Raw genomic sequence first — 24,089 nt, forward strand, 5'->3', positions numbered from 1 at the left:
GCAGAAGTCTGGCTTTTATGAAACCTTTTTTGAGTCAGATGAAAAAATCTGATTTAAGGAATTTTGGAAAGAAATTTATCCGGATAACCGCTTATTGGCTAATAACCTCTTTTCGATCATCACTTTCTACCATTCCATCTCGAAGACGAATTACCCGGTGGGCATGTTCAGCAACTTCTTCTTCGTGAGTAACTAAAATTACTGTATTTCCCGCGGCGTGAATTTCATCAAAAAGATTCATGATTTCTAATGAAGTTTTTGAATCCAGGTTTCCGGTAGGTTCATCGGCGAGAATTATGGAAGGTTTGTTAACCAGGGCTCTACCAACAGCAACTCTTTGGCGCTGCCCTCCTGAAAGTTGATTTGGTTTATGGTCCATTCGGTCTCCTAAGCCAACATTAGTAAGCACTTCCTCAGCACGTTTTTTTCGGTCGGTTTTGCTGTAACCGGCATAGATCATTGGTAAAGCAACATTCTCTAGAGCGGTAGTCCTGGGAAGCAGGTTGAAGGTTTGAAAAACAAAACCGATCTCTTTGTTTCTAATTTCGGCAAGTTCATCGTCACCCATTTGGCTCGCATCTTTTCCATTAAGGATATAGGTTCCGGAAGTTGGCGTATCCAGGCAACCCAATAAGTTCATTAAGGTAGATTTTCCCGACCCTGAGGGGCCCATAATGGCTACATATTCACCTCTATCAATATCCAGGTCTATCCCTTTTAAAACTTTAACCACTTCATTTCCGAGTGGAAAATCCCTGGTAATTTGCCTAATCTCAATGACTTTACTCATGCCAAAATAATTTTGTGTATATAGGACGCTGGTTTGCCATTTTTGTTACAACCTTATTGTAAAATGCTGTTTTACCTGCTCTTTTCTAAAAAATACAAGTCCGAGGAAAAATGTGTCAATAGTTACTCTTACTTCTGGATGCGCTTTAATTTCTTCCCAGGCTTCTTCCATCTCTGCAGACCAGTGAATATCATCTAGCACAAAAACCGAATTATTATGAGCGGTAGGTAATAATTGTTGAAAATATTTTAATGTAGCTTCTTTGGTGTGATGGCCATCGAAATAAATAAGATCGAAGGTTGTTTGGTGTTTATTGTTTTTTGTTTGTTGTTGATGTCCTTGTGAATCTTTGGAAGTCTTACTTTTTTCCTCAGGTTGGGTCACAATTTTAGAAAGAATTTCTTCAAACTCCCCAACAATTAGGTTTGCATTTTTAATGTTGAATTTTTTCAGTTGTTTCCGTGCTACTTCAGCGGTTTGGGGGCAACCTTCAATACTTACTAAGTTACTTTTTTTATCTGCAGCCAGAGCAGCGGCACCTATTCCCAGGGAAGTACCTAATTCAAGATTATTTTTACAATCTAAGTAAGTAATCAAACGAAATAAAAACCTGGCTCTTTTCTTCGGAATTCCTACGTTTTTAGCAATCGCTGAAATTGTACGTTTATTAGAGGTAAACACTCGACTCCCGGCACCAAAATCGGTCACCTGAATGGTGGTATTATTTTTTAGAAGATCTTTTCGGTATTGCTTTAACAGCTTATATTCTTTGTATTTCCTTTTATCATAAAAGCAATTTGTTACCAAATCATACACAAACGGCGAATGCAACCCATGCTGATTTTGGGATTTTAGAAGGAATTTTATGTAGGATTTTAATTGCAGAGTTTCTGGTAAATTATTTTTTTATTAATTGAGATTTAAGTACTTAAATGCTTATTCCGAAATCGATTTATTTTTCAAAACTATCTCCTGGACCTCACTAGAGGTAGTTTGCTTAAGTTACTATATTTTATTTTGAACAGTTCGAAAAGCGACATTTCCGTCATCCTGAATTTATTTCAGGATCTAAGATGAGGATAATTCTATCAAGTTAGAAGCTGAAATAAATTCAGCTTGACGATTTTTAAACTATTAGATAATTTATACAAACAAAATTTCATTTCAGACTGTCCAAATTTTTTAGTGTAATACTGCTTACTGTCCACTAAAAACCGCCAACTGAACTACTCCGCCTTCGCTCCAAGCTCAAACCAGCGTTCGGTTTTGGTTTCTATGGCGTCATCTATTTCCTGCAGTTTTATTGAGTTTTCTTTAATTTCATCGGGATCAAGATCTTCTAAGAATTTTTGCTGAAGTTTCTCTTTTTTCTGCTCTAGTTTTGCGATTTCTTTTTCCAGTTTTCCAAACTCTTTTTGTTCGTTATAACTTAGTTTAGTACCGGAACTGGTCTTTTTCCAGTCTTTCTTATTATTATCGCTTTCTGAAGTTTCTTCCCTGGCTTCTATAGTAGCACTATCTTCATAAGCGCGATAATCGGTATAGTTTCCTGGAAAATCCTGAACTTCTGCATTTCCCTGAAACACGAAAAGGTGATCAACGATCTTATCCATAAAATACCTGTCGTGTGAAACCACTAATAAACAACCCGGAAAATCGAGTAGAAAGCTTTCCAGTACATTCAGCGTAACAATATCAAGATCGTTTGTAGGTTCATCGAGAATTAGGAAGTTGGGGTTTTGAATAAGCACTGTACAGAGGTAAAGTCGTTTTCGTTCACCTCCACTTAATTTTTCAACAAAATCGTATTGTTTTTTCCGGTCAAATAAAAAGCGCTCTAAAAGTTGTTGAGCCGAAATTTGCCGACCCTTTTTCAAAGGAATATAATCACCAAACTCCCGAATCACTTCAATAACTTTTTGACCGGGCTTAATATTAATTCCAGATTGAGTGTAATAACCGAATTTTATGGTTTCCCCAATAACTACTTTGCCGGTATCGGGTTTAATTCCTCCGGTTAGGATATTTAGGAAAGTTGATTTTCCGGTACCGTTTTTTCCAATAATACCAATGCGTTCCCCACGCTTAAAGTTATAACTGAAATTTTCCAGCAGTTGTTTATCCTGGAAAGATTTACCAATATTATGAAGTTCCACAATTTTGCTTCCCAGGCGTTCCATATTTAACTCCAGCTGCACTTCGTGATCCTGGCGGCGTTTATGAGCCCGATCTTTAATATCCTGGAAATCGTCTATCCTCGATTTAGATTTTGTGGTACGCGCTTTAGGTTGGCGACGCATCCATTCCAGTTCTTTTTTGTAAAGCTGTTTAGCTTTTTCAGTATTAGTGGCCTCCTGAGCCATCCTTGCATCTTTCTTATCAAGGTAATAGCCGTAGTTCCCTTTATAGGTGTAAAGGTTGCCGTGATCAAGCTCAACGATCTCGTTACAAACTCGTTCCAGGAAATACCTGTCGTGAGTAACCATAAAAATGGTAAAGTTCTCTTTCTTAAAATATTCTTCCAGCCACTCGATCATATCCAGATCTAGGTGGTTGGTAGGCTCATCCATTATGATAAAGTTTGGTTTTTGCAGTAACATCACGGTAAGCGCAAGTCGCTTTTTTTGACCGCCCGATAGATGTTTCACTTCTTTAGAAAGATCGTCCAGTTTTAGTTTAAACAAAATTTGTTTGTACTGGGTTTCAAAATCCCAGGCTTGAGCAGCGTCCATTTCTTCAAAAGCCTTTTGATAAGCTTCAGCATCATCAGGATTTTTAAGCGCTTTTTCGTAGCGGTTTATAATGTTCAGAATTTCATTATCTGAAGAAAATATAGTTTCTTCCACCGTCAAATTCGGATCTAAATTGGGTTCCTGCGGAAGAAATGCAGTAGTGATATCCTTCCTATACACCACTTTACCCGCATCTGGCGCATCGAAACCTGCCAGGATGTCCAGAAGCGAAGTTTTTCCGGTTCCGTTTTTAGCTATAAATCCTACTTTTTGTCCTTCATTGATTCCGAAGGAAATATCTTCAAATAAAACGCGTTCCCCGTAGGCTTTAGCAATATTCTCTACACTTAAATAATTCACAGACTTGAGTTTTGTGCAAAATAAAAGGAAAATTGCGACTTAATTTTATTATTAGCCTACAAAAACTATATTTGTTAAAACTATCTAAATTAAGATGCTTGGCTCGCTGTGAAAATAGGCGTTGGTCGATTTAAATCATCTTGATATCCCGAATCAATAGCAAAATATGCTGAAAAGATACTATCTCATTTTAATCTTAATGGCGGGAGTTTTAAGTTTCTCGTCTTGTATTTCTACTAAAAAAACAACTTACCTGCAGGGTAAGGACCGGGAAATGGATAGTATTATCCAGATTCAGCAGTTAAAAAAGCCATATCGCATCCAAACTGGCGACCTTTTAAGTATTCGGGTGAAAGCGCTAGACCAGGAACTGGTGGGGATGTTTAATCCCGTTGGAGAAGCAAATCCGAATGCAACAACTGAAGAAGCTGTTTATTTTGATGGTTTCACGGTAGACGATCACGGCAATATTCGTGTTCCCACTTTAGGCGAAGTAAATGTTTTAGGTTATACCGAAAGAGAGATAAGAGAGAAAATAGAAAATTTATTACTGGAAAATTACTTTAGAGAGGAAGCCAATCTTTTTGTTACAGTAAAACTGGCGGGGATAAGATATACCACTCTGGGCGAAATAGGAACCGGCAGCCAGGTAATTTATAAAGAAAAAGTGACCATCATGGAGGCCGTGGCTAATGCGGGGGGAATTTCTGAATATGGCGATATGGAAAATGTAAAGATTATAAGGCAATATCCATATGGGGAAGAAGTTCATAAAATAGATCTAACCGATATTGATGCGACCCAAAGTGAATATTATTATATACAACCCAACGATCTTATTTTGGTAAATGCTTTGCCACAAAAGGCGCTGGGATTGGGCACCACCGGATTGGAAATATTTAGAACAGGAGTTACCATATTATCTTTTGTAACCACAACCATCTTATTATTTAGCAGGATTTAAATGGCGCACGAAGACGATCACATATCAGATGTTGGCTCAACCTTCGATTTTAAAGGTTTTGTACTAAAAGTTATAAGTTACTGGAAGCTTATTTTACTTTCAGTGGGGATTAGTTTGGCGGTTGCCTACTATAATAACGTTAGGAAATTACCGGTTTATAACCTGGGTAATTCCATTTCTATAAAAGACGATCAGAATCCTTTTTTTACCAGTAATACCAGTTTGACTTTTAACTGGGGAGGAACTTCAGATAAGGTGAATACCGCAATGACCATCTTGCGATCGCGGTCGCATAACGAAGAGGTGGTAGAGGAACTTCAGTTTTATACTCAATATTTAAAAGAAGGCGAATATCAACGTATAGATGCTTATGGCAGCACCCCATTCACAGTGGTGGCAGATACGGCAAAGGCCCAGGCTACAAATGTGACGATGACAATTACCTTTATAGATTCGGTAACCTATAATTTAAAAGCGAATGTGCCTTCGAGTTTGAGCCTTCAGAATTATAAAACCAAAGAGAAAACTTATAGGGAGGTAGAACCTAAAGAATTCAGTAAAAATTATAAATCTGGGGAGCTGGTTCGGCTTCCATTTTTTAGTGGATCCATTATTAGGGTAGACCAACCTTTACAGGCAGGAACTCCTTTCTACGTGAGTTTTATGAATTTTGATTCTGCTGTTGGCAGGTACCGAAATGTAAATGTTAGCCCCGAATCCCAGGGTTCTTCGGTTTTAAGAATGAATCAAACCGGTGGAAATAAAGACCGGATTGTAGATTATCTCAATGGAACCGTTCGTGTACTTAGTGAAAATATGCTGGCGCGGAAAAACCTTTTTGCAACCAAAACCATTCGATTTATAGATTCCAGTTTAGCAGTACAATCTGAAGCATTAAAATTAGTTGAAGCAGAGCTGAATCAATTCAGGAATGAAAATGCAATAATGGATATTTCTGCGGAAAGTTCCCAGCTTTCCGACAGGCTCTCAGCTTTAGACCTTAGAAAAGAAGACATCAGGCGGCAACTTTCTTATTACGAAACCTTAAGAAATTACCTGGAAACCCGAAATGATTACTCCAATGTGCCAGCGCCTTCTGTAGCGGGGATCTCAGAAGGAAGTATTGCCAGTGGTGTATCCAGAATTATTGGCCTGGCAGAAGAAAGAAGTAATTATCAGTATTCACTTAAAGAGAATTCCCCGGTTTTTGACGATATAGATCGGCAAATCAATTCGGTTAAATCAATTTTGCTGGAGAATATCAGTTCTTCAAGAGGTTTGTTGAGGGAGGAGCAGCAGGATATTAACCGACAAATCGCCCAACTGGAATCTGAGATAAGTAAACTTCCGCAGGAAGAACAGGATCTACTTAAAATTCAGCGCCGTTACAGCCTTAACGAGAAATCTTATAATATGTTTCTTGAGAAGAGGAGCGAAGCCGGACTAATAAAAGCTGCGAATGTAAGTGATGTGATGGTGATCGATTCGGCTAAAGATACCGGTGGTGGGCAAATTGGCCCGAATACCCAGCTAAATTATGTTATGGCTGTGCTGGTTGGGGGCGTAATTCCCTTAACTTTTGTATTCCTGCTAGTTTTTATGAATACCAATATTCATAATGCACAGGAAGTAACGCGTTTATCTCCAATTCCTATTCTTGGTATGATAGGAAAAAGTAAAACCGATTCTAATCTGGTCGTTTTTAATAATCCAAAATCATCTATTTCGGAAGGTTTCAGAGGTTTGCGTTCCAGTCTTCAGTTTATGTATAAAAAACAGGGTGTTACAGGTTCCAAAACTTTGCTGATTACTTCTTCAGTTTCGGGAGAGGGAAAGACTTTTTGCGCAATGAACCTCGCAACGGTTTTTGCTCTTAGTGAACGAAAAACGGTGCTGGTTGGGGTCGATTTAAGAAAGCCGAAGATCTTCGATGATTTCCAATTGAATAACGATTTAGGAGTTGTGAATTATTTGATAGACCAGGCGAGTAGTGATGAGATTATTCAGCAAAGTAAGATTCCATATCTAGATGTAATTACCGCCGGGCCGGTACCGCCAAATCCATCAGAGTTGCTTATCAACGAGCAAATGGATAAGCTGATGGAAGAATTAAAGCAGAAATACGACTATATTATCCTGGATACGCCACCTATTGGGATGGTTGCCGATGCTTTAAATCTGGTGAAACATGCCGATGCTACAATTTATCTGGTGCGCCAGGATTACACCAAGCGTGGCATGCTGGAGTCTATAAACGAGAAATACGGTAAAGGGGAAATTAAGAACATCAGTTTTGTATTAAACCACTTTGTTCACCGTGCTAAATATGGTTATGGCTACGGCTATGGTTACGGCTACGGCTATGGTTACGGCTACGGATATAACCGGTATTCTAAAGGCTACGTAGAAAAATCTGATCCCACCCGGAAATTCAAACGCTGGTGGAAGAAAGCGATGCGAAATTTCGAATAGTTGGTTAAGCGTGAATGGTGAAGTGTGAAGAGAAATAAATAACAAGATGAATCATAAAGATCTGGATGTTTGGAAAAGGAGTATGGATTTGGTGGAAGAGATTTATAAGGTGACTTCTAATTTTCCTTCTTCAGAAATTTATGGCTTGACAAATCAGCTTAGACGAGCTTCAGTTTCAATTCCTTCGAATATTGCTGAAGGAGCAGCCAGAAAGGGTAATAAAGAACTACTTTATTTTATCAATGTTGCAATTGGTTCAATTGCCGAAATAGAAACTCAATTACTTATTGCGGTGAGGTTAGAATATATAAATGAAGAAGATATCATCTTTGAGTCAGCTACAGAAGTTCGTAAGTTATTGCTGGGTTTCAGAAATTATTTAAACAAAAAGTAATGAATATATTATTTTATATTTTCATCTCTTCACTCCTCACTCTTTACTAATAATACAATAATGAGCGAAGCGAATAAAACTAGCCGAACTTTCCAAAATGATTAGTAGTTTGAAGCAATATTTGAAGAAATAAGAGTTTTTAGTCTGTAATGATTAGTCGTTAGAACCATAAGAACTACCGTCTAAAGACTAAAGTCTAGCGACTTTTTTTACGCCACGAATCCACGAATATTTAGTCTTTGTTCTTTATTCCTGGTTCTTGTTTCTCGTCATTACGAGCGACGCAGGAGCGTGGTAATCTTATGATTGAAAGTTTTCGAATAAAGAGATTGCTTCAGTCGTCCCTCCATCGCAATGATGCTTTTACTTGATAATCTAGATTGAAAACTCCGAGGCTTGCCTCGAAATCAAATTATATTTTCAATAATAGTGCTTCGTGAGCTTGCTCCGAAGTAGTTTGCTGATGTTTTGCCACGAATCCATGGATTTTTTAATATTTTGTTGCTTATTTCGAGATCAGGAATAAAAGCTCCTTCCCTTTTTCAAGGGAAGGTGGCACATCTTCGATGTGACGGAAGGGTTTTTGCGTAGTTAGAATGCTTCTTGTTCCGCTAAAGCTAATCAGAATCTCACACTATATTATATATTAGATGTTAGAAAAAACCTACCGACTAATAACTAATTAAAAATCCTTAATTTCGTTGCTGAAAAATTTTCCCAAAACACCTTGACAGAAAACAACGACTGGCTATACGAAATCACCCCAAAGCGAAAGCTGATCGATCTTAATTTTAAGGAGATCTGGCGGTATCGTGACCTGTTGATTCTTTTTGTGAAAAGGGATATAGTCACGGTTTATAAGCAAACCATTTTAGGGCCGCTTTGGTATTTTATCCAGCCGCTATTTACCTCGATAATCTTCACTCTTGTTTTTAATAATATTGCAAGTATTCCTACAGGAAATGTGCCTTCCTTTCTTTTTAACCTTACAGGAATAACCGCCTGGAATTATTTTAATCAGTGTCTTAGCGGAACCTCTAATACCTTTACAGCCAATGCAGGTATTTTTGGAAAGGTCTATTTTCCACGAGTAATTATGCCTTTAAAAACGGTAATTTCCAATTTGTTTAAATTCGGAATCCAGTTACTGATTTTAATTATTTTCTATTTCTATTTTCTATTTAATGGAGTTGAGTTAAGTCCTAATTCTAATCTACTCTTGTTTCCGGTTTATGTGTTAATGATGGCTTTACTGGGACTTGGGGCGGGAATGACGATTTCTGCATTAACCACAAAATACCGGGATTTGACGGTGTTGGTAGGTTTTGCCACTACTTTATTAATGTATATCTCTGCCGTGCCTTATCCTTTAAGTGAAGTTTCCGAAAAAATGCCCGACTGGGCCTGGTTAGTAAAATACAACCCCTTAACGCAAATTATTGAAGGCTTTAGGTATATGGTATTGGATACGGGCACATTTACCTGGCCTGGCTTTTTATATACTTTAGTGGTTTCAATTGTACTTTTTCTGCTGGGGTTAATAATTTTTAACCGAACGGAAAAGAATTTTATTGATACTGTTTAAAAGTGATGAGGAGTGAAGTGTTCTACGTGAAGAGTGAAGGGTTGAATTTTTTTAGTCAATTCAAACTTTAGTCCACTTTGGCTGATTCTATAGATTTTATTTTTGCGCCAACTTTTGCAGAAAAGAGTTGAGCTCCTTTGTTGTTTAGGTGGTTACAATCATAAAAGTAATCTTCGGTACTAAATAGTCTGGAAAAATTCCAAAGTGTAGGTAGCTTTCTTTTAAGTTTAGATATATAATCAAGATTTTTAGTTTTAGGACAAAAAGGCGCTGTAAAGTAAATTACATTTATATTTTTCTTATTGGAAAAATTATTTATAGCATTTACATAGGTATTTAAATTTCCAATAGATTTTGAAAGTTTCCCCTTTAGAGGAACTCCACTATAGCCATACTTTGGAAAATAACCATTTGCAAAGTCTGTTTTTGAAGGTTTCTGAATGCCTGAACTAAAAACTTCTCTAAAACCAATCTTATAGTCATATTTAAGATATTTATAAAATGGAAAGTTTATAACCCACCAATAGTCGTCAGTGGTTTCTTCCAGATGATTACTTATATGAGCATTTTGGGTATAAGGCATTAGATAACTGTTGAGAATCTTAGATTTCCCGCCCAAATCAAAACTATAGTCTATCTGAATAAATATCTTTTCCGTTTTAATATTTAGTTCATCAATTAATTTTAATAGTAAATAAAAATCATTCGGTTCAGTCGCTTGAATCCCAAGATTTAAAGCCTTTTTTCCAGTAATATCTTCAATTATTTCCGCATCAATTGTATTGTCTACTCTGGAAGATCCGAGGAAAATATAATCAATCTCTTTCCCTTCTAAAGACATTAGATATGATATTTTATTCCTGGGTAACCCATTCTTATAGACATAACTATATAGCTGATCTAATGTGAAAAGTAAGAACATTAAAGCAATTAAAATCGAGAGTATGTAGGCAATAAATCTTTTCATTTAGAATTGGAAATAAATAAAATCGGAATGTTCAGAATAAACCCCAAAGACAAGAATGAAAAATAGAATTGAGGTTGTTTTCAGCAACCTGTACTTGCCATAGATAGGCTGTTCTTTTTGTTGAGAAAACCATTCTATACCTACAAAAAGAATTATAAGAATCATCATTTCTATATTATAGCGCTCTATAGTGAGGTATTGCAACTGGAAATTCATATTGGTGAACATACGCTTTAGATAGTCAAAGCTAGTATTTATTGTGGGAGAACGGAAAAATATCCAGGCTAAACATATTGTTATAAATGTGCCTGAAATTTTCAAAAAGTCTTTAAAATGAGCTGAAATAGAAGACCTTGAGTGATGAGTGTTTTTCTTCACAAAAAGGAGCGGTATATAAAAAAGCGCGTGTATAGCACCCCAAAAGATAAAAGTCCAGTTAGCTCCATGCCATAAACCGCTAATCAGGAAAACGATACTAATATTACGAATTGTTTTATTACGACTGAGTCTGGAACCCCCTAGAGGAATAAAAACATAATCGCGAAACCAGGTAGAAAGCGAGATATGCCATCTTCGCCAGAATTCTCCCAGGTTTTTAGAAAAATAGGGATAATTAAAGTTTTGCATAAGGTCGAACCCCAGTAACCTGGCACTACCAATAGCAATATTGGAGTAGCCTGCAAAATCTCCATAGATCTGGAAAGCGAAATATACAGCTCCCAGAATAAGACTTAAAGAATTCAAATTTTCATAATTTGTAAAAATTGTATTTACATATGTGGCACAATTATCTGCGATCACTATTTTTTGGAAAAGTCCCCAAATTATAAGTTCTATCCCGCTTCTTGCCTGAATAAAATTGAAATTTCTCATTTTTTTAAACTGGGGAAGCAAGCTGGACGCACGCTCTATGGGGCCTGCTACTAATTGTGGAAAAAAAGAGACGAATGCACTAAAGGCGATCAGGTCTTTGGTAGGTTTAATGCGCTGTTTATATATGTCTATAGTATAGCTTAGTGTCTGGAAAGTATAGAAGGAGATACCTACCGGCAATATTATATTAAGCGTATTAAAATTAATGTTCAAGCCTATGATAGATGTGAATTCAACCCAGCTATCTATAAAAAAATTATAATATTTAAAGAAGCCTAAAAGAGAGAGATTTGTAAATATGCTTATTGCCAATAAGTAGCGCCGCTTGCCAGGGGTTTTCTGTTTGTTTAGTTGAATTCCTACAAAAAAGTCTACCAGGGTACTAAATATAATTAGTACAAGAAAGCGATAATCCCAGCAGGCATAAAAGAAATAACTGGCAATAAGAATAAATAGGTTTTGAATATTAAGTTTTTTCTTTAAAAGCCAATAGATGGTAAAGACCAGAGGTGAAAATAGAAGATAGGAGATAGAGTTAAATAACATTCTTACATTTGAAGCTTGAGGAAAGTTTTATTGATATAGGATCTATAATTATTACTGAAAATTACCAGGATTAAAAATAATCAAATATTTTTGTCTTGATACCTATGCTTATAATAACTTAAACGGTTTTGGTTATACTTTTACTACTAGGATTAACCGCACCGAGAAAAAAATATAGATACAGTTGAAATTATATTCTCAACCTAACAAAGTCTCCCATGAAAAAGCTTATTTATAAAGCAATAAATAGATTAGGTTATACTTTTTATAACAAGAAAAATAGGGAGCAAGAAATTAGAGGAAAGTTAGAAAAATTTGAGGTTGAAATCCATAAAAATTTACTGCTCTATTCCTATAAGTATATAAATCTTTTAGCTAATAAATTTCCAGATTTAAGTATAACTGATGCCGAAAATAGTCTTAAAGTCTGTTTTGAAGATCTTACCTTTTATATTGAGAGTCAGGAGGAATTTTTGATTTTAAAGGAAATTTTTATCGATGAAGAGTATAAGTTTATAATAAAAGAAAAGTGTGTTTTAATTGATATAGGTGCTAATATAGGAATAGCTTCAATGTATTTTTCGCAGTTTGATTATATCCAAAGAATTTATGCTTTTGAACCCGTAAGAGATACCTACGACCTAGCGAGGAAGAATTTTAAAGAAAATAATATAACTAAAATAGCGGAATTTAATAATTATGGATTAGGTGCAGAAGATAGGGAAGAAAATTTTTTGTACAACAAATCCGTCAAAGGGAATAGTGGGATAAGAGGAAAATTAAGTCCCAGCCACACTAATCGTGAAAGTCCTGAAATTAGAAAAGTACAAATAAAGGATGTTGATAAAGTTTTGAATCCCATTATAAAAGACAATAGAGATTACAAAATAGTAATTAAGATGGATTGTGAGGGTGCAGAATATGAAATAATGAATAGATTAAGTTCTAATAGTCTATTAAATCATATAGATATTATTATTTTAGAATGGCACGATTTCAAAGCTGAACCATTAGAGGATGTCTTAAGAGAAAATAACTTTACTGTTTTTTCAAGAAATCTTGATTCCATTTCCGGAATAATATCTGCTGTAAAGAATTAACCATTTTGTAGGAATTTGATGAATATTATTTTAAAAGCTGAAAATATTTCTAAACAATACCGTCTAGGTACTGTTGGTACCGGCAGTTTACAGCACGATGTAAACCGGTGGTGGCACCAGATTCGAGGCAAAGAAGATCCATACTTAAAAGTTGGTGGTGTAAACGATAGGAGTGCTAAAGCTACTGAAGATTATGTATGGGCTTTGCGCGATATAAATTTTGAAGTTAAACAAGGAGAGGTACTCGGGATCATTGGTAAAAACGGAGCTGGGAAGTCTACCTTGCTAAAACTCCTTTCCAGGGTTACTGCTCCAACTACAGGCTCAATTAAAACCAAAGGTAGAATAGCTTCTTTACTGGAAGTGGGGACTGGATTTCATGGTGAGCTGACCGGCCGGGAAAATATCTTTATGAATGGAGCTGTATTAGGAATGTCTAAAGCAGAAATTAAAACTAAATTAGATGAGATCATCGCTTTTTCCGGTTGCGAAAAATATATAGATACCCCGGTAAAAAGGTATAGTAGTGGTATGACGGTACGTTTAGGTTTTGCAGTTGCCGCACATCTTGAACCGGAAATCTTAGTGGTAGATGAGGTGTTAGCGGTGGGTGACGCTGAATTCCAAAAAAAGGCCATAGGCAAGATGCAGGACCTTTCTACTGGTGAGGGGAGAACAGTGCTTTTTGTAAGTCATAATATGGCGAGTGTTAATAGTTTGTGTACAAGAGGTATCGTGTTGGAGGATGGGAAATCTGTTTTTAAAGGTCGCACTAGAGACTCTATTGATTTTTATCTTAATAATAAAAACCAACACAAAAAAGATCTGAATTTTTATGATCTAGATAAGCAAAAAGGTATTTATAAAGTAGAATTTTTGGACAAGGAAAATAAACTAATTAATACTGTCCAAATAGGACAGGAAGTAAGAATAAGAATAAAATATAAAAATCCTACAGGAAATAAAACATCTCTTTCGATAGCATTTTATGATGTTTATGAAAAGTTTCTATTCGCTTGTAGAAGCGACGTTGTAAATAAAAAATATTCTAATGAAACTGGGGAAGGAGTGTTGATAATTAATAAATGGCCTTTAAGCACAGGTGTGTATACATATAATACAGGTATGTTAGAAGCTAACATAATGATTGAAAATTTAAAGGAGCTAGGAAAGCTTACTGTAGAAAATGGGGATTTTTATGGTTCAGGCAAATTACCTGCTCCTAACAAAAGAGGATTTTATATAGATTTTAGATGGCAATAAAAAGAATCAAATCTTTTCTATTTAGGTTGAAGAAAAAAATCATTATTTTTTTTAAATCTTCTTATCGAAAAAAAAGAAGAGAAAAAATTGTTTTTGTATTAAGTACAGGTAGATGTGGTTCTACCAGCATTACAAGAATGTTCAATCAGCATCAAAAGTTTACGGCTTTTCATGAAGTTATACCAGAGCTAATTAAATTAAGTACAAAGTTAGCAGAAAATCCTAATACTAAAATCGAAGTTTATAATGAACTTAAATCGATATTTAGAAAAAGAAAGTGGGAAGGGAAAAAAAAACAGGTACTAATACATTCAGACCACAGAATGTGGAATTTGGTTGAATTTTTATCAGACTATTTTCCAAACTCTTTATTTATACATTTAATGCGTAACCCTTATGATTCTGTTCAATCCTTTTTGCCAAGAGGTTGGTATACAGAAAAAGATAATAGGATTGAAAATAATTTTGGTCAATTTAGGTTGAAAGGAGATAAAATTGGTGCAATGTCTTCTGCGGAATGGAAAAATTATTCACGTCTAGAAAAGTGTACATGGTATTGGGATTACGTAAATACACGTATAGAAAATCAACTCAAAGATTTAAAAAAGGAGCGTGTTGAGGTGATAAAGTTAGAAAACATTCAAGAAGATATGAATGAAATAATAAAAAATAAATTCGGCATTTCGCCAGACTTTAAATTTTCCAATATTGTTACTAATAGAGGTAAATATGATATTAAAAACTCAGTAGAAGATGAACAAGTGAAAAATGCACTCCAAAAAGTAGGAACTGGATTTTATTTAAGATATTATAAATAATGATCAACAATATAAAAAATAAAATAAAAAGATTTATTGATGTTAGAGTTAGACTTCTTAGGGACCAACAACATCAAAATCAGCAGGTTTTATTTAATGATAGCCAGCTTAAGCAACTATATAGCGAGGATTGTTTTATACCGTTTTCGGGATGGGCAATTTCTCCAAGTACTATTCTTCACGTTCTAAATGATATTAGTATTAATAAGCGAAAATGCATTATTGAATTCGGTTCAGGAGCTTCAACGTTTTATATTGCAAAATTATTAAAAGTTTTAAAATCAGATGCTGTTTTTTACAGCGTGGAATCAGATGAAAAATGGGCAAATGAATTGAAAAGACAGCTACAAATACATAGTGTTTCTGATTATGTAAAGGTAATATATGCTCCACTAGCCAAAGTTCCGGATAATTATTCCTTAGAAGAACAGGAAACCTGGTACGATATTCAAATTTTAGAAAAAACTTTTACTGGGGAGGAAAAATTTGATCTTATTTTAGTAGATGGCCCATTTGGTGGAAGTACTCCTTATGCTAGGTATTCAGCAATTCCTTTTCTAAGAAAACTAACTTTAGACCAAGCCAGTATTTTCCTGGATGACGTCCAAAGGACCGATGAGGCATTTATTTTAAAGGAATGGGAGCAATTATTAGGTAGAGAAGCTAACATTCAAGAGAGATATGGTTTTTTCAAAAATCACACATCCTTTGATGTTAAGCCTTTTCAATTATCGAAACCTGCTTTATAATTTTTAAATAACTTTTTTGAAGTCACTAGTTTCCATAATTATTCCCACTTATAACCGGGCTCATTTAATTGGAGAAACCCTAGACTCTATTATAAACCAAAATTATCCTAATTGGGAATGTTTGGTAATAGATGATGGTTCTAATGATTATACAAAAGAACTAATGGAGTTCTATTCTAAGGATAAGAGGATTAAATATTGTCATCACCCAGATAATTACAAGAAAGGGGCAAATGCTTGTAGAAATTATGCTCTAAGAAATTGTAAGGGTGATTATATCAAATTTTTAGATAGTGATGATCTTTTAATTACAGATTCATTGCTTATTCAAGCGGCTCATCTACAAAATAATCCTCACCTTGATGTTTCTATAGCTTATGTAAATTATTTTAATGGTAGTTTAGATTCTAATTGGAAATCTAAGCCTAAAAAGTTATTTTCAGACGATTTAGTTTTTGATTATGTGATGGGGGATTTTTTTTTAAGTACTGCAGGACCACTCTGGAGAAGCTCCTTTTTGAAGGAGCATCATTTTTTTTTTAATGAAAAATTCTATAGACTTCAAGACACAGAATTTCATTACAGAATTATTTTAAAAGGATTAAATTTTGAATTTTTAGATAGAGCTGTTGTGAACTATAGATTCAATACTCCAGATGCAATTACCTTAGATTCTTCTGATAGAAATTTGGGATCTATCTTTAAGTATTGGCTCTATGTATTAAATACCGCTAAATGTCAAAACACCACTAATCAAAAAAGAATGGAAAGATTTGTTGCTAACAACATCTCCCTGGTTTTTCATCGAATTTTACTAAATCAAGACTCAATTTTAAATAGACTAAAAACAACATATATATATTGGAGAGATTTGATGTGTACTTTGAAGAATGCCAATATTCCAGCTGCACAAAAGCTTAAGTTTTATGCAGGAATTATTATTACAATTATAACTCGTAAGGGCCTGCGATTTTTCAGAATTACCTAATTACATTTAATATTTTGGAAGAATCACCCTTATTTTCAGTAATAATACCTACTTATAATAGAGCAGATCTATTAGGCGCTACTCTTGAATCTATAATTAATCAGGAATATAAGTATTGGGAGTGCTTGGTCATAGATGATGGTTCGTCAGATTTTACTAAGGAGTTAATGACATTCTATGTAGAAAAAGATGAGAGGATTCGGTGCATTGAAAGACCAGAAAATTTAATTAAAGGAGCAAATTCTTGTAGGAATTATGGCTACGATTTATGTAGGGGAAGTTTTGTCTTATGGTTTGATAGTGACGACGTTATGTTGCCGGGGTATCTAGAAGAAGGTAGGATTGCATTATCAAACTCTGACATACATTTATTTATTTGTTCTGGATATTTTACAGATTCCCAATTAGATAATAGAACTCCAATGAGTTTAGATCTTAATATTGAGCTATTCAAGGATTATGTTATTTGGAACCAACAAATTATTACAAATTCAGTTATTTTTAAAAACTCTTTTTTAAAAGATAAAAAGCTTTTTGATACAAGGCTTACACGAGGCCAAGAAGCTGAATTATTTTCAAGAATATTCTTTTCTATTTCTAAAGAGCAGTATTTTATATCTTCGAGGAAGTTATTCTTGTATAGACAACATAATGGCACAAAAACTTCAGAGAATTTAAATTATAATAAATTAAATAAAGAATCTGAAGCGATATTTTTGATAGAGAATTTAAACAGGGCTATGTGCCTTAATGATTTAGACCTTCTAAATAACCTTTATAAAAGATTGATTGAACTATTTTTCTTAGGGATACATAATTCTCATTATGCAAATTCTAAATATGTAATTAATAATATGTCAAGAATTTTTCTTGGAAAGAAATTCTTTCTAGCTATAGAACACTTTGTTTTAGGTAATCTTCTAATACATTGTAAAAGAAGTAGCTATAAAATCGAAAAAAAATGGAACAACAGAATTATTTAAGAATATAATTATGATGGAACCACTCATTTCTATTATTGTGCCATGTTATAATCAAGCCGAATTTCTATCTGATGCATTAAATTCTGTCTTGTGTCAGGAATATAAAAACTGGGAGTGTATTATAGTAAATGACGGTAGCTCAGATAATACTTTGGAGGTGGCATCTGTTTGGTTAAAAAAGGATGAAAGATTTAAATATTTGCAACAAGAAAATAATGGAGTTAGTAATTGCAGGAATAATGGAATTCTAAAATCTAGAGGTGAATTTATTTTACCATTGGATGCTGACGATAAGATATCTAACAACTATATTTCATTAATTATTCGAGCTTTTCTAAGAGATTCTAATTTAAAAGTTGTCTATTCGGAAGCGGTTAAATTTGGAGAAGTAGAAGGAAGATGGGATTTAAATGATTTTTCATTAATTGAGCTTGCTAAATCAAATATGATATATAGTTCTGCAATTTTTAAAAAATGTGATTGGTTGCGTGTTGGCGGATACGATGAGAATATGCATTCGGGTTTAGAAGATTGGGAAATCTGGATTGCTATTTTGAAGGAGGGTGGAGGTGTTAAACGTTTGGGGTTCGATGGTTTTTATTATAGGGTTAAAAAAAAATCAAGAACTACAGGAGTTAGCAGTAAAGATTTTGTGTCAATTTATGAATACTTAAGTGTGAAGCATGCTGATTTTTATGTTAAGAATTTTGGTTCCTTCCATCACCTTAACGATCTACTTCTTAAGCAAAATAAAAATTTTGAGGAAAAATTAAAGAGTGAAAAATTTATAATTGACGTTTTTTGTAAAAAGGTTTTTAATAAAAGTTTATTTGGAAAATATGATTAATCGAAAATTAGCCATAGTCATTCCTTATTTTAAAAACGAATATTTCAGAGAATGCTTAGAGTCTTTGGAAAAACAAAACGACAATAGATTTAATGTTTATATAGGTGATGATTCATCACCACAAGATCCTTGGATTTTAATTAACTCATCACAAAAGAAACTAAACATTACTTATAAGAGGTTTGATAAAAATTTAGGTTCAATTTCTCTTACACAGCAATGGGAGCGTTGCTTGGGAATGATAAATGGTGAAGAGTGGATTATGTTGCTTTGTGATGATGATGTACTATCTGAAAATGTCGTTAATTCATTTTATAAAAATCTAGATGAAATAGAGGATGCCAAATCTAAGGTTGTTAAATTTGCATCACAGGTAGTTGATGAATACGGCAAACCAGTGACAGAAAAGTATTGTCATCCTAAATTACAAGATTATCGGGATGTTTTTTATGATCGTTTTTTTAATGCAAACAGAAGCTCGCTTTCCGAACATATATTTAGACGGACTTCATTTCAGAAATATGGATTTCATGATTACCCATTAGCTTGGCATGCAGATGATATGGCTTGGCTGGAATTTTCAGAATTTGGAAAAATTTATTCGATTAACGAGGCTTGTGTTTATTTTCGTTCATCTGCAATACATCTTTCCCGATCAGATTTTTTATTAGAGGAGAAGAGAGATACTACCTACTTGTTTTTTAATAACGTAATTTATGAGTATTTAGAAAATTTCAATCAATATCAGATTACAGCAATATTGAAAAGATATGAATTGTTAACATTTTCGTTTAAAAAGGTTAATTTCAATTTTGTATTTCAATTTTTTCGCCTAAAACTTAAGCATGAAGGAATTTATGAAGCCCTTAAATTTATCCGTCGTATTTGTATAAATAGAAAAGAACTTAAATGAGAAAAGTTTCTATCATTATACCAAATTTTAATAGGGCGCATCTCATATTAGAAACGTTGCAAAGTGTTGTTAATCAAAACTATACTAATTGGGAATGTGTAATCGTGGATGATGGGTCTACAGATAATTCCTTGCAAGTGATTCAAGATTTTATTTACAATGATGATCGATTCACGCTATTAAAACGACCTCTAAGTAGAAGGAAAGGAGCAAATGCCTGTCGAAATTATGGGTTTGAAAAAAGTGATGGTTATTATGTTCAATGGTTTGATAGCGATGATATAATGACAATTGATCATATAGAAAAATTAGTATCTGCTATAGAGATTAATAATGTTGACTTTGCTGTGGGGGATAGTCAAAATTTCCAAACTGAAAAAGGAAAATTAGGCAAGCCATATAATTTTGATAGAAAAAGTGATAAGATTAATGCTAATAATTTTGGAAGACAGGTAATAGGATGGATAACTGATGATTTTTTAGGCAAAAGAGAGGTGTTATGTTTTCTGAAATTTAATGAAGCAATTATAACAGATGGGGATGAATATAATTTTTTCACTCGATTTTTGCTCTTAAATAAGAATGGGATATTTGTGAATGAAATCTTAACATATGCAAGAATTCATGATGTAAGTTTAAGTACAATCAGTTCTATCACTCCTTTACTAAGAGTAAAATCAACCGCGTCAGTGAAAATTTTAACCCTTGATGATATTAATAAAACTTCTCCTTTTTTATTAAAGGAATGGTATTTATCGGGTTATGCGCAGTATGCTTTCAAATTAGCTTTGGAAAAAGAGAACATTCCATATTTTTTAAAAAGTATAGTTTATTTTACCAGAATGAAATCTGTTACAAAAATGCTTTCTTTTGTTTTGGGAATATCGTTGGCTTATATTGTAGGAAAAGGATATAGTTTCATAAAATTTGCGAGAAACTAATGACACCTGAAGTAACCATCATTATTCCACTTTATAATAAAGAAAATTATATCTTAGAAACTCTTCAGTCGGTTTCCAATCAAACATTTAAAAATTGGTTGTGTATTATTATTGATGATGGATCTACGGATGATTCATTTCAAAAAGCCAATAATTTTATTAAAAATGATTCACGCTTTATCTTAATAAGGCGACCAGATCATAAAGTAAAAGGAGCTAGTTCTTGTAGAAATATAGGTATCCAACTTGCCAAATCTACTTATATTCAATTTTTAGATGCAGATGACATTATATCAGAAGAAAAAATTGAGGACCAAATAAAATTACTCCAAAATGAAAACACATTTAGTATAGCTATATGCAGTTGGGGAAGGTTTGGAAATGAGAAAAAATTTTATGATAACTTATCTTCATATTCAGATTTTAAATTACCTGAAGATTTTCTAATTTCACTGATAAGCTCTAAAGGTTATTTTCCAATTCATTCATATTTAATACATAGAGAAATAATTGAACTGACTGGACATTGGAATGAGTGTTTAAAGTTGAATGATGATGGAGAATTTATTTTAAGGGTAATAGCCAATTCTTATAATATAAAATTTAGTGTAAAGGGAATTGCTTGGTATAGATGGGCTACAGATAATAATTTAAGTTCTTTTTGTTCAAAGAATAATGTAGAAAAAGCCATTTTAAGCTGGCAATTAATAGAGGCCCAGTTAAAAATTAAATTCGAGGAAAGAGTAGATGAGTTTATTGATTGGAACAAGGAACAGTTGTATAAAAACGTAAAATCTTCATATCCAGAATTATTGAAAAAGCATTATTTCTTTTTCATAAAATCAATTAAAAAGGATAATAATCTATTAATATTTAGGATTATAAATAAACTTGAAATGTACAAACGATGAATGCTGTAATATCAATAATAATTCCCTGTTACGATGATGCAGAGTTTATTGAACAAGCAGTAAATTCGGCGATAGGTCAAAATTATCCATATAAGGAAATAATTATTGTAGATGATGGCTCAAATTTAGAAACTAAAAGAGTTTTAAAGAATCTCGAACATAAGATTGATCTTCTAATTACTCAGGAAAACAAAGGTCCTAGTTCTGCAAGAAACATTGGTATTCAAAATTCTTCAGGAAAATTTATTTTGGTATTGGATAGTGATGACTATTTCGATTCAAAATTTTGTGAATTAGCAATAAAAAGTTTTGAAAAAAATTTAAATATTAAGATGATTACCTGCTATGCAAGGTGGTTTTGGGATGATAATAATTTTCAATTATTTAAACCTGAAGGGGGGACAATACAGAATTTTTTGTTTAAAAATTCATCCTTAGGAACAATTTTCAGGAAACAAGATTGGAAAGAAGTGCTAGGTTACGATGAAAACATGCGTAATGGTTTCGAAGATTGGGAGTTTTATATACGAATTCTAAAGAATGGTGGAATTGCGTATGTAATTCCGGAAGTTTTATTTCATTATAGAAAAAAAAATGTATCAAGAACTACTTATGCTAACAAAAATAAATACTCATTGATGGAGTATGTTTATATAAAACATTCTGCCTTGTATATAGAGAATTTTGAAATTTTCGCTAAATTCTTATTAAATAAAATTAAAGCAGAAGAAAAGGGAAAAATAAAAAATATTAATAGGCTGGAATTCAAAATTGGTATGGCAATTTTAAAACCTTTACGATATTTTAAACATAAATTGGGCAGATATTGAAAAATTCTTTAGTATCCATAATTATGGCTACTTATAATAGAGCGCATTTCTTAGAAGAGACTTTAAAAAGTATCCAACAACAGTCATTTTCCAATTGGGAACTTTTGATAATTGATGATGGAAGTGCTGATGGCACCTTTGAACTAATTCAAGATTTCATTAGAAAGGATGCTCGAATAAAATATTACAAAAGATCTACTTCTCATAAGAAGGGGTTGCCTGGCTGTCGTAATCAGGGATTAGAAATTGCTAAAGGAGATTATGTGATTTTTTTTGATGACGATGACATTACCCATCCATTACTATTAGAATTAAGCGTTCATGAATTAGAGAAAAATTCTGTGGATTACTGCAGATATCTCCGAACTGTTTTTAAAGGTGAATTTATTTATGATTTTAATTACTCTATTGATTATTTACTAAGTATTTTGACTATTAAAAACCTTGATCAAATTGTTACAGGTGCTGTTCCTCTTAATTCGTGTCAAGTTTTATGGAGAAAAGACTGTTTTCAAACACATCGTTTCAATGAAGATTTAATGTATGCTGAAGAGTGGGAACTTTACGCTCGTATTCTTTCTGAAGGTAAAATAGGGGTTAATATTGAAAAAATATTGTTTTTTGGAAGAAAGCATCTACACTCTAATACAGGAGAATTTGGGAATAAGAAGAAAATTAGGATTGATTCCTATATAAAAGCAATTTTACTAACCATAACTAATTTGAAAAGCAAAAACCTTTTAAATCATACTTTGAAACATTTCTTTATTAGGCTAGGTTTTCGATTAAATTCTATTATTATCATCAAAAATATATTAAATGCAACCAACACTGGAGAATTGGAAAAAATAAAATATATTTTTGGTTTTAAAATGTATCCCATTCTAAGACCAATTTTTTATATGAAGGGGAAAATACTTAAATTTTGAAAATACTTCTTTGTTTCGGTACTCGTCCAGAAGCTATAAAAATGGTTCCAATTATTAAGGAACTCCAATTTCGAGGATTAGATTATAAGGTATGTGTTACCGCTCAACATAGGGAAATGCTGGATCAGGTTTTAGATTTCTTTCAAATTGTTCCCGATTTTGATCTGGATCTAATGACACCAAAACAAAGTTTGAATACCCTTAGTGCTGCTGTTTTAAATGCAATAGATCCAATATTCGATAATTATTTACCAGATGTTGTACTTGTACAAGGAGACACTACCAGTGCTTCTATAATTGCGCTTGCAGCTTTCCATAGATCGATCTCGGTTGCACATGTAGAGGCGGGATTAAGAACTTATAATAAGAGATCGCCATTTCCTGAAGAAGGTAATCGACAAATTATAAGTAAGATTGCCGATTATCATTTTACTCCAACCCAAAATGCTACTGAAAATTTAAAACAGGAAGGAGTCAATGATAAATCTATTATCTGCACGGGTAATACCGTAGTAGATGCACTTTTTTGGACGCAAGAACTACTTGGAAGGGATTTAAATTTTAATGAAATTAAAGAACTTAGATCTCATTTAGATCAAACCAAGAAGCTTATTTTAATAACCGGACATAGAAGAGAAAGTTTTGGAGATGGGATATTGAACATATGTAAAGCGCTTTTAGAGATATCTAAAAGAGAAGATGTGGAAATAATCTATCCTCTGCATCTAAACCCTCAAATTAAAGAACCGGTAATGAACTTGCTTGGTGGTAGTTCCAACATTCATTTGGTTCCTCCGGTTTCTTATCCTGCTATGATTTGGTTGATGGAACAGTGTTATATGATAATCTCAGATTCTGGAGGTATTCAAGAAGAAGCTCCGAGTTTTAAAAAAAAGGTTGTGGTAACCCGAGAGTATACAGAGCGTATAGAAGCTGTAGAGGCGGGGTTTTGCTATTTAACAGGAACAAATAAGAATAAAATTATAGATAAAGTAATGAGTATTTTAGACGATCCTGTAGTGTTATCATCAATTCCTAATCCTTATGGTGATGGAAAAGCAGCAACACGCATTGTAGAATTTTTAATAAATTTAGAATAATCATACATTAGATTGTGACAAGTTGAGTCTCCTA

The 24,089-nt window shown here is 33.4% G+C and carries 22 protein-coding genes; 17 read left to right on the forward strand and 5 right to left on the reverse strand.

Features of this window, described 5'->3' with window-relative positions:
- Positions 1–91 precede the first annotated feature (91 nt).
- The 3 genes from AO058_RS07855 to AO058_RS07865 form a co-directional block, all read right to left on the reverse strand.
- Positions 92–790, reverse strand: coding sequence for an ABC transporter ATP-binding protein (locus AO058_RS07855; protein ID WP_075325939.1), 699 nt, complete (start codon positions 788–790; stop codon positions 92–94).
- Positions 791–835: 45 nt separating this feature from the next.
- Entirely contained in the window at positions 836–1,621 is a 786-nt protein-coding gene (locus AO058_RS07860) for an O-methyltransferase (protein ID WP_232228902.1), read from the reverse strand.
- 395 nt (positions 1,622–2,016) lie between these two features.
- On the reverse strand, positions 2,017–3,882 hold the full coding sequence (locus AO058_RS07865) for an ABC-F family ATP-binding cassette domain-containing protein (protein ID WP_075325941.1): 1,866 nt from the start codon (positions 3,880–3,882) through the stop codon (positions 2,017–2,019).
- 166 nt (positions 3,883–4,048) lie between these two features.
- Between AO058_RS07865 and AO058_RS07870 the strand changes: the two genes are divergently transcribed.
- The 4 genes from AO058_RS07870 (at position 4,049) to AO058_RS07885 (ending at position 9,297) form a co-directional block, all read left to right on the forward strand.
- A complete protein-coding gene (locus AO058_RS07870) occupies positions 4,049–4,846 on the forward strand; it encodes a polysaccharide biosynthesis/export family protein (RefSeq protein WP_232228903.1) in 798 nt (265 codons plus the stop codon).
- Entirely contained in the window at positions 4,847–7,318 is a 2,472-nt protein-coding gene (locus AO058_RS07875) for a polysaccharide biosynthesis tyrosine autokinase (RefSeq protein WP_075325943.1), read from the forward strand. It begins immediately after the preceding gene.
- Between the two features lie 46 nt (positions 7,319–7,364).
- A complete protein-coding gene (locus AO058_RS07880; protein WP_075325944.1) occupies positions 7,365–7,712 on the forward strand; it encodes a four helix bundle protein in 348 nt (115 codons plus the stop codon).
- 727 nt (positions 7,713–8,439) lie between these two features.
- A complete protein-coding gene (locus AO058_RS07885; RefSeq protein ID WP_075325945.1) occupies positions 8,440–9,297 on the forward strand; it encodes an ABC transporter permease in 858 nt (285 codons plus the stop codon).
- Between the two features lie 67 nt (positions 9,298–9,364).
- Here AO058_RS07885 and AO058_RS07890 read toward each other — a convergent pair whose 3' ends face one another.
- Both AO058_RS07890 and AO058_RS07895 read right to left on the reverse strand, forming a co-directional pair.
- Positions 9,365–10,138 carry a hypothetical protein gene (locus tag AO058_RS07890; RefSeq protein ID WP_143083628.1) on the reverse strand — a complete coding sequence of 258 codons (774 nt, stop codon included), beginning with the start codon at positions 10,136–10,138 and terminating at the stop codon, positions 9,365–9,367.
- A 126-nt stretch (positions 10,139–10,264) separates the two neighbouring features.
- Positions 10,265–11,683: an MBOAT family O-acyltransferase gene (locus AO058_RS07895; RefSeq protein WP_075325947.1), complete on the reverse strand. Its 1,419-nt coding sequence runs from the start codon at positions 11,681–11,683 to the stop codon at positions 10,265–10,267.
- A gap of 218 nt (positions 11,684–11,901) precedes the next feature.
- Here AO058_RS07895 and AO058_RS07900 point away from each other — a divergent pair, with 218 nt between their 5' ends.
- From AO058_RS07900 to wecB, 13 genes are read left to right on the forward strand one after another with little or no spacing between them, the layout of a single operon-like run.
- Positions 11,902–12,783, forward strand: a complete 882-nt coding sequence (locus AO058_RS07900) for an FkbM family methyltransferase (protein ID WP_075325948.1) — start codon at positions 11,902–11,904, stop codon at positions 12,781–12,783.
- An 18-nt stretch (positions 12,784–12,801) separates the two neighbouring features.
- Positions 12,802–14,046, forward strand: a complete 1,245-nt coding sequence (locus AO058_RS07905) for an ABC transporter ATP-binding protein (RefSeq protein ID WP_075325949.1) — start codon at positions 12,802–12,804, stop codon at positions 14,044–14,046.
- Positions 14,037–14,864, forward strand: a complete 828-nt coding sequence (locus AO058_RS07910; RefSeq protein WP_075325950.1) for a sulfotransferase — start codon at positions 14,037–14,039, stop codon at positions 14,862–14,864. The genes AO058_RS07905 and AO058_RS07910 overlap by 10 nt, the downstream gene beginning before the upstream one ends.
- Positions 14,864–15,613, forward strand: a complete 750-nt coding sequence (locus AO058_RS07915; RefSeq protein ID WP_075325951.1) for a class I SAM-dependent methyltransferase — start codon at positions 14,864–14,866, stop codon at positions 15,611–15,613. The genes AO058_RS07910 and AO058_RS07915 overlap by 1 nt, the downstream gene beginning before the upstream one ends.
- A 16-nt stretch (positions 15,614–15,629) precedes the next feature.
- On the forward strand, positions 15,630–16,601 hold the full coding sequence (locus AO058_RS07920; RefSeq protein WP_075325952.1) for a glycosyltransferase family 2 protein: 972 nt from the start codon (positions 15,630–15,632) through the stop codon (positions 16,599–16,601).
- A 14-nt stretch (positions 16,602–16,615) separates the two neighbouring features.
- Positions 16,616–17,584 carry a glycosyltransferase family 2 protein gene (locus AO058_RS07925; RefSeq protein WP_075325953.1) on the forward strand — a complete coding sequence of 323 codons (969 nt, stop codon included), beginning with the start codon at positions 16,616–16,618 and terminating at the stop codon, positions 17,582–17,584.
- A gap of 10 nt (positions 17,585–17,594) precedes the next feature.
- Positions 17,595–18,431: a glycosyltransferase family 2 protein gene (locus AO058_RS07930; RefSeq protein WP_083634151.1), complete on the forward strand. Its 837-nt coding sequence runs from the start codon at positions 17,595–17,597 to the stop codon at positions 18,429–18,431.
- Positions 18,424–19,344 (forward strand): glycosyltransferase family 2 protein, encoded by a 921-nt coding sequence (locus AO058_RS07935; protein WP_075327919.1) that lies wholly within the window; start codon positions 18,424–18,426, stop codon positions 19,342–19,344. The genes AO058_RS07930 and AO058_RS07935 overlap by 8 nt, the downstream gene beginning before the upstream one ends.
- A complete protein-coding gene (locus AO058_RS07940) occupies positions 19,341–20,285 on the forward strand; it encodes a glycosyltransferase family 2 protein (protein ID WP_075325954.1) in 945 nt (314 codons plus the stop codon). The genes AO058_RS07935 and AO058_RS07940 overlap by 4 nt, the downstream gene beginning before the upstream one ends.
- Positions 20,285–21,196, forward strand: a complete 912-nt coding sequence (locus tag AO058_RS07945; protein ID WP_075325955.1) for a glycosyltransferase family 2 protein — start codon at positions 20,285–20,287, stop codon at positions 21,194–21,196. The genes AO058_RS07940 and AO058_RS07945 overlap by 1 nt, the downstream gene beginning before the upstream one ends.
- Positions 21,193–22,026: a glycosyltransferase gene (locus tag AO058_RS07950; protein WP_075325956.1), complete on the forward strand. Its 834-nt coding sequence runs from the start codon at positions 21,193–21,195 to the stop codon at positions 22,024–22,026. Before AO058_RS07945 ends, AO058_RS07950 begins: the two co-directional genes overlap by 4 nt.
- A complete protein-coding gene (locus AO058_RS07955; protein WP_232228904.1) occupies positions 22,023–22,955 on the forward strand; it encodes a glycosyltransferase family 2 protein in 933 nt (310 codons plus the stop codon). The genes AO058_RS07950 and AO058_RS07955 overlap by 4 nt, the downstream gene beginning before the upstream one ends.
- Positions 22,952–24,055, forward strand: a complete 1,104-nt coding sequence (gene wecB, locus AO058_RS07960) for a non-hydrolyzing UDP-N-acetylglucosamine 2-epimerase (protein WP_317040651.1) — start codon at positions 22,952–22,954, stop codon at positions 24,053–24,055. The genes AO058_RS07955 and wecB overlap by 4 nt, the downstream gene beginning before the upstream one ends.
- The last annotated feature ends 34 nt before the right edge of the window (positions 24,056–24,089 follow it).

The sequence above is a fragment of the Salegentibacter sp. T436 genome, assembly GCF_001932675.1.
In the GTDB taxonomy this organism is placed as follows: Bacteria; Bacteroidota; Bacteroidia; order Flavobacteriales; family Flavobacteriaceae; genus Salegentibacter; species Salegentibacter agarivorans.

Bases quoted from the DNA above. Each gene is read 5' to 3' on its own strand.
- AO058_RS07880 (WP_075325944.1), top strand. From the start codon at position 7,365: ATGAATCATAAAGATCTGGATGTTTGGAAAAGGAGTATGGATTTGGTG.
- AO058_RS07875 (WP_075325943.1), top strand. From the start codon at position 4,847: ATGGCGCACGAAGACGATCACATATCAGATGTTGGCTCAACCTTCGAT.
- AO058_RS07905 (WP_075325949.1), top strand. From the start codon at position 12,802: ATGAATATTATTTTAAAAGCTGAAAATATTTCTAAACAATACCGTCTA.
- AO058_RS07945 (WP_075325955.1), top strand. From the start codon at position 20,285: ATGACACCTGAAGTAACCATCATTATTCCACTTTATAATAAAGAAAAT.
- AO058_RS07915 (WP_075325951.1), top strand. From the start codon at position 14,864: ATGATCAACAATATAAAAAATAAAATAAAAAGATTTATTGATGTTAGA.
- AO058_RS07930 (WP_083634151.1), top strand. From the start codon at position 17,595: ATGATGGAACCACTCATTTCTATTATTGTGCCATGTTATAATCAAGCC.
- AO058_RS07940 (WP_075325954.1), top strand. From the start codon at position 19,341: ATGAGAAAAGTTTCTATCATTATACCAAATTTTAATAGGGCGCATCTC.
- AO058_RS07950 (WP_075325956.1), top strand. From the start codon at position 21,193: ATGAATGCTGTAATATCAATAATAATTCCCTGTTACGATGATGCAGAG.
- AO058_RS07910 (WP_075325950.1), top strand. From the start codon at position 14,037: ATGGCAATAAAAAGAATCAAATCTTTTCTATTTAGGTTGAAGAAAAAA.
- AO058_RS07870 (WP_232228903.1), top strand. From the start codon at position 4,049: ATGCTGAAAAGATACTATCTCATTTTAATCTTAATGGCGGGAGTTTTA.
- AO058_RS07900 (WP_075325948.1), top strand. From the start codon at position 11,902: ATGAAAAAGCTTATTTATAAAGCAATAAATAGATTAGGTTATACTTTT.
- AO058_RS07855 (WP_075325939.1), bottom strand. From the start codon at position 790: ATGAGTAAAGTCATTGAGATTAGGCAAATTACCAGGGATTTTCCACTC.
- AO058_RS07890 (WP_143083628.1), bottom strand. From the start codon at position 10,138: ATGTCTTTAGAAGGGAAAGAGATTGATTATATTTTCCTCGGATCTTCC.
- AO058_RS07895 (WP_075325947.1), bottom strand. From the start codon at position 11,683: ATGTTATTTAACTCTATCTCCTATCTTCTATTTTCACCTCTGGTCTTT.
- AO058_RS07935 (WP_075327919.1), top strand. From the start codon at position 18,424: ATGATTAATCGAAAATTAGCCATAGTCATTCCTTATTTTAAAAACGAA.